Consider the following 6,378-nt stretch of genomic DNA (forward strand, 5'->3'; position numbering starts at 1 on the left):
CGACCCCGGAGTGCGCGCGTCGACGCCGGTCGCTCGGCCGGGAACCAGAACGTTTCTCCGGCGCGGGCGGGTACGTCGCGAGCGTGACCGGAGTGGCAGAGCGGGCGACCGGCGTGTCAGCCGCTGTGGGGGCGAGCTACGCCATCGTCGCGGTCGCGTTCCTGTTCGTGCTCGACCTCTCGAACCCGTCGTTCGCGCCCGGACTCGACTTCGTGCTGTCGACGGCACTCGGCGCGTTCCTCGCCGGGAGCGCGTGCTGGTGGCGAGCGGCCGAACGGCCGGGCGTCCGGACGCGCCGGCGGAGCGCGGCCGTCGGCGCGACGGTCGGGTTCGTCGCCCCGACGCTCGCGTTCGCGCTCAACCCGAGCGTGTACGGGTCCACGCCGAACCTCCTCCTCGACGTCGTCGGCGCCGTCGTCGCCGCGGGCCTCCTCGGGCTCCAGGCGCACGTCTCTACGTTCGGGCTCCCGGTGCTCTTCGGAGCGGCCGTCGGCTGGTCGCTGGCCGGCTGGCTCGCACTCGTCGAGGAACTGTAACGCCCTCCCGGAGCCATCAGGGCGCGAAGAACGAGCGGAACGCGTCCACGACAACGTCGGGGTGCTCTCGCGTCGGCCAGTGCCCGCAGTCGGGAATCTCGACGAGCGACGCGTCGGGGGCGCGTTCGGCGGCGCGACGCGCCCACTCGACGGGGAACAGCGGGTCCTGGGTCCCGTGGACGAACAGCGTCTCGACCGCGAGGTCCGCGAGTCGCCCGGCGAGGTCCGTCTCGACGCGCCCCGACGGCCCGATCTCGCTGCGCTGGAACGCGGCGAACGCCGCGCCGGCGCCGGCGCGACTCGCGCGCTCCCGGAACGCCTCGACGAACCCCGCGTCGAGCGTGCTCGCGTCGTGCACGACCTGCGAGAGCCCGGTCCGCGCGGCGGTCGTCGACGTCCCCATCGCGGCGTACCCGGCCTGGTTCGCGCCGGGGACGTTCGCGAGCGCGTACCAGAGCGACCCGGCGGGGACCGACGAGCCGAGGCCGTAGCTGGAGACGAGCGCGAGCCGGTCGACGCGGTCGGGGTGCGCGAGCGCGAACGAGAGCGCGACCCCGGCGCCCATCGAGATGCCGGCGAGCGCGACCGACGCCAGGCCGAGTTCGTCGAGCACGCCGACGAGGACGTCGCGGTACGCGTCCACGGAGTGCTCGGGCGCGTCGTCGCTCTCGCCGTGCCCCGGCCAGTCGACCGCGTACACGCGGTGCGTTCGACCGAGCTCGGGCAGCACGTGCGCCCAGGAGAGTGCGCCGTCGTCCACGCCGGCGCCGTGCAGGAGCACCAGCGGCGGTCCCTCCGTGCCCGCACGTCGGTACGCGACCTGTCGGCCGTTCACCACGGCGACGCCGGACCCCACGCTCGCCGGCCCATCGAGCGCCGGCTCGACGCGTCCGTCCGTGCCGTCGACTGATTCGCGTTCGTCTTCGGGGATCATACGGTGAACTCCCCCTCGGTGAGTCGGACGACGACGGTGTCGTCGACGTCCCGGAGGTCGTACTCGGGGACCGCGCCGTCCTGCCGCGAGACGTACAGCGGTTCGACGAGCGCCGGCGGCCCCTCGGGGTTCGGGTCCTCGGGCGTCACCTCCGGCTCCTCGAGCCCGTACACCTTCAGGTACTCGCCGGTCTCGGGGCCGTGAACGTCGCCGTCCCGGACCGCGGTGGCGAGGTCTCGAGAGAGCCACTCGCCGTCGTCGACGCTCGGTTCGCGCACGAGGACGTCGTCGACGAACCGGACGACGTACCAGTTCAGGTCGTTGCACAGCGAGACCGCGGCGCCGAGGCTCACCGTCCGTAGCGCGATGGCGTTCTCGAACGGCCGCCGCAGGTCGTACGTCGACAGCGCCTCCCGCGCGGTCTCCCGCGAGAGCAACTCGTACTGGAGGTCGCAGTCAGCGTCCCCGACGAAGCAGACCTCTGTCACGGCCGCCTCTCGGGGACGACGACGCTAATCCGTTTCGGCTCGCGCGCCGTCGTCGCTCTCCTCCGTACCCGCGCAGTCGGTGACGCCGAACGGTCTGACGTCGATGCGGTCCGGCCCGTCGAGGACGACCGTTCGGGCGACGAACGTGACGTTCGCCGATTCGAGCGTCGAGTCGTGCCGGCGGTTCCAGCGCTCGCAGAGGTACTGGGGGAACCGGTCGCCGAGTGCGGCCGGTGGTGGGGGCGAGTCCCGGAGCGTCGTGAGGTAGAAGTACCAGCGATGGCCGGGGTACGTGGCGTCGACGTCGGGGGGCATCGCCGTCGACGCGGTCCCCGGCGAGAGGTCGACGCGCTCGCCGGTCGTCGTCGTGCCGACGGTGACCCACCAGCCGCCCGTCGAGCGCGGCTCCGGTGCGAACATGTCCCAGCGGCGCTCCTCGGGGTCGACCGTGTCCGTGACGCTCGCGGGGAGCGCGAGCAGCCCGAGTGCCGCGGCGTTCCAGACGAGGACGAACGCGAGCAACGCGGCCGCGAGCGCTCGCCCCGACCCCGCGCCGAGGTCGCGGACGGTCGACGGCAGCAGTGGCGTGCGCGCTCCGGAGCCGGCTGCGAGTCCGAGTCGGTCGGTGGCCGCGTCGGCGCGCGGGGCGAGGCGGTCGTCGACGACGCGCTCGACGCGCTCCCAGACGAACGAGGGGAGGAACGGGAGTAGCGCGCCCAGCGAGACCAGCGGGAAGACGCCGAGTCGGAGCGTGAGCGCCATCGCGACGTGTCCGGCGGCGAACGCGGCGACGAGCGCGGCCCGGGCGCGTCCGGTCGCGAGGACGAGCAGCGGCGACGCCACGAGGAGCGCGACCCACGCGTACGTCCCGGCGGTGAGCAACGTCGGGAAGCCCGCGACGACGTCGCCGAGGAGGACGGTGAGCGCGTCCATCCCGAACACGAGCCGGCCCGCGGTGCCGGCCGCCCACGCGTCGCCGCGGGCCTTCACGGCGGCGTTGACGACGTAGACCGCGAGCACCTGCACGAGGAGGCCGGCCGCGGCGAGGGAGCGGACCCGACCGCTCCCGCGGTCCGCCCCGTCGGTCGCTGAGGCTTCGGCGCTCCGGTGGCGGGCGTCGACGCTCCATCGCGCGCCCAGCGGGAGGAGCGCGCTCCAGAGGAGGAGCCGGCGCAGGAGCGAGTGCCCCGAGTTCAACACGACGGGATTCCGGAGCTGTAGCGATATCAGGAGGCAGGCGGTGATGACGGTCGCGAGCCGCGTCCGGTACCCGACGGCCATCGCGACCGCGGCGACCCCCAGGCACGCGAACAGCACGTACTGCCACCAGAGTGCGCCCGAGAGGGCGTGCAGCGACGCACGGCCGAGGGTCGGGTAGAGCTCGAACAGGAGGTCCCGCGGGAGGACGCCCGCGTCCGTGTAGAACGCGCGGACGTCCGGCAGGCGGAGCGCGAGGTCGACGAGGACGGCCGCTGCGAGTACGACGCGGAGCGCGGCGAGCGCTCGCCGGTCCACCGAGAACCGCGCGGCGACGGCGTTGCGAACGCGCGCGAGACGGGACATCGTTTCGAGCCGTATCGACCAGTAGCACGGAGAAATGTCTTGCGTCCTGCCGGCGCCGACGCTCGACTCGCGGTCGCGACGGGAGCGTCAGTCGTCCCCGGGCGTGCTCCCGTCCGCGTCCCCGGTAGTCGCCGAGTCCTCGCCGACGCGTCGCCGGGCGACGAGGCCGAGTTCGCCGACGCCCCAGGCGACCGCGAACAGTGCAGCGAACACCATCCCGACGGCGTCGACGGGGTTCATCCACCGCGGGAGCGTGAACAGCATCCCGTTCACGAGGAGGCTCGGGAGGGCGTCCTCCGCGGCGAGGGCGACGCCACCGAGGACGCCGCCGCTCGCGCGCCGCGAGTCGATACCGGACTCGGCGGCGGCGACACCGCCCGCGCTCTCCTCGCCCGTCCCGAGGCGCTCGGCCTCGTAGGGGCCCGGGAACCGCATCTGCCAGACGACGTCGCCCGCTTCGTCGACCTCGACGACGCGGTCGCTGTGGGTGTCCGTCACGAGCGTGTGGTCGTTCGGGAGGCGGTCCGCGTCCCGCGGCCACTGCACCCGGCCGTCGCGCCACAGCCACGAGCGCTCCCACGAGCCGTCGACGCGCTGGTACTCGACGACGCGGTCGTTCTCGCTGTCCGCGACGAGGACCGCCGGCCCGCCGCGCTCCGCTGGGATGAAGTCGGGGTTGTGCGCCTCGTAGAGAGTGCGATGGTCGCCGTCGCTCCCGAGCGTCATGTTCTCGACGACGCCCTCGCCCGGCCGGAGGAAGATGACCGAGTCCATGTTCCGGGGGCTCGCCATCACGAGCCCGCGGTCGTGGAGGTACTCGACGTCGTTCATGTGCGTCCAGTCGCCGGGGTACTGGCCGCCCGAGGCGTTCGGCGCGTAGTGCTCGCTCGCGTTCCACCGCCACACCTCCTCGTCCGCGGAGACGTTCACCACGTAGACGCCGTCGGGATGCGATATCTCGGCGACGACGAGGTGCGTGTCGTTCACGAAGTCGACGTCGTGGATGTTGTTCGAGCCGCTCGGGGTCGCGTACCGCGCCCAGAGCTCCTCGCGCTCGCCGGTGGTGACGTTCAGGCGCATCACCTGGGACTTCCGGCAGCCGTCGTCGCTCGCACAGTGTCGCGGGAACGCCGCGTGGCTCGCGACGTACGTCACCGTCGCCTTCCCGAACCGCGGGGCGGGGTCGACGTCGTGATAGAACCGGTGGTCGTCGGCCTCGTACACCTTCGACCCGTTCGGGGCGTACGCGGCGATGAGTCCGGGCCCGATGCCGTCGACGGTGACGACCGTGTGGCCGTCCGCGGGCGGGACGGCGTCGGGGACGCCACCGTCGTACTCCGCGCTCCCGGTGGCGACGCCGAGGACGGTCGCCATCGCCGGGCTCGCGCTCGCGAGTACGAGCACGACCGCGAGGACGCGAAGCGTGCGTCTGGAGGGACGTGGAACCGCGTGGAGGGCGCTCACAGTCCAGTTGCGGACGCGATACGTCTCCAAAGTTACGGTTCGGCGGTGCGACCGGCGGTGTCCTAAGCGTCCCGGTCGATGGGGACGCGTTCGGCGCGGTCGACGGCGTCGCGCGCCCACGGCGCCAGGTCGTCAGGTTCGAGCGCGCGTATCTGGTCGAGACTCCCGTCGACAACCGGTTCGTCGGGCACCAGGCGGTTACAGCCGGCGTCGATGGTGGAGTCCGCGAACGTCCCGACGTCGCGAGCGACCGCGGTGATGTCGTGCTTGTCCCACGTCAACAGCGGCCGGTGGACGGGGAGCGTCGTCACCGCGTCGGTGACCGCGAGGTTGCTCGTGGTCTGACTGGACTTCTGCCCGATGGCCTCGCCCGTGACGACGCCGGCCGCGCCGACGGCCTCGGCGACCGCCTCGCCGACCAGCAGGAGGTACCGTCGGTGGGCGAGCATCCGGCCGCGGTCCATCTCCGCGACGAGGCCCGCGACCGCGTCGCCGCCGGGGACGACCCACGCCTCCGCGACGTGGTTGGGCGCGTACCGCGCGAGGTCCCGCACGGTCTGGACGGCGCGAGCGCGATGGTCGGGGCCGCCGTAGTCGCCGAGGTCGACGTACACCGGCACGATCGGACTCCCGCGTTTCATCACCTCGAACGCGGCGACCGGCGAGTCGATACCGCCCGAGACGAGGACGACGAGCGGCGCCTGCGAGCCGAGCGGCAGGCCGCCGACGCCCTCGACCGTGTCCGTGTAGACGAACGTCGCCTCCGCGCGGACCTCCACGCCGAAGGTCACGTCCGGGTCCTCGAGGTCGACCTCGGGATCGACGCCCGCGTCGACGGCCGCGTCCCAGACCGCCTGTCCGCCCTCGCGCTGGACGTCCTCGCTGTCGAAGGGGAGCGACCGGTCGCTGCGGCGGGCGTCGACCGCGAACGCGCCCCCGTCGTAGACCGCCCGTGCCGTCGCCGCGAGCGCGTCGCAGACCGCGTCGAGTTCCGAGTCGACCGACAGCGCGGGGCTCGCGGAGACGACGCCGAACGTGTCCGCGGCCGCCCTCGCGACCGCCGCCGCCTCGCCCTCGGAGGTGTGGACGCGCGGTCGCGACCACGTCAACTCCACGTCGCCGTCGAGCCCGCGGTCGTCGAGGATCGCGCGCAGGTTCTCCCCCAGCCGGTGCTCCATGTCGCGCTTGACGCCACGGGACTTCGACCCCATGTCGCCGTGCCGCACGAGCACCACGTCCGCGCCAGGAGGCTGCATCACTCCCCGGTACCGCGCGCCCGCCAAAACGCGTGTCGGTCCGCGCTCGCACGAGACGACCGGTCGCGTTCAGATTAGCTGATTCCATGCGAAGGCGAATGATTTTAGCCACTCGTCAGCCGTTTCTGCCTTGGCGT

General features: G+C 73.0%; 6 protein-coding genes. 1 reads left to right on the plus strand and 5 read right to left on the minus strand.

Annotation, left to right across the window (positions count from 1 at the left end):
* Nucleotides 1-83: 83 nt before the first annotated feature.
* Entirely contained in the window at nucleotides 84-536 is a 453-nt protein-coding gene (locus SM754_RS14010; protein WP_323676863.1) for a hypothetical protein, read from the plus strand.
* 16 nt (nucleotides 537-552) lie between these two features.
* On the opposite strand, the gene SM754_RS14015 is transcribed toward SM754_RS14010, so the two are convergent.
* From SM754_RS14015 to SM754_RS14035, 5 genes are all read right to left on the minus strand, one after another.
* Complete coding sequence (locus SM754_RS14015) at nucleotides 553-1,470, minus strand: alpha/beta fold hydrolase (RefSeq protein ID WP_323676864.1); 918 nt, start codon at nucleotides 1,468-1,470, stop codon at nucleotides 553-555.
* Entirely contained in the window at nucleotides 1,467-1,958 is a 492-nt protein-coding gene (locus SM754_RS14020; RefSeq protein ID WP_323676865.1) for a DUF5804 family protein, read from the minus strand. Before SM754_RS14020 ends, SM754_RS14015 begins: the two co-directional genes overlap by 4 nt.
* A 24-nt stretch (nucleotides 1,959-1,982) precedes the next feature.
* Nucleotides 1,983-3,521, minus strand: a complete 1,539-nt coding sequence (locus SM754_RS14025) for an HTTM domain-containing protein (RefSeq protein WP_323676866.1) — start codon at nucleotides 3,519-3,521, stop codon at nucleotides 1,983-1,985.
* An 87-nt stretch (nucleotides 3,522-3,608) separates the two neighbouring features.
* Complete coding sequence (locus SM754_RS14030; protein ID WP_323676867.1) at nucleotides 3,609-4,985, minus strand: aryl-sulfate sulfotransferase; 1,377 nt, start codon at nucleotides 4,983-4,985, stop codon at nucleotides 3,609-3,611.
* Nucleotides 4,986-5,047: 62 nt separating this feature from the next.
* Entirely contained in the window at nucleotides 5,048-6,241 is a 1,194-nt protein-coding gene (locus SM754_RS14035; protein WP_323676868.1) for a tRNA sulfurtransferase, read from the minus strand.
* Nucleotides 6,242-6,378 lie beyond the last annotated feature (137 nt).

The organism is Halorubellus amylolyticus (assembly GCF_034808145.1).
GTDB lineage: Archaea > Halobacteriota > Halobacteria > Halobacteriales > Natrialbaceae > Halorubellus.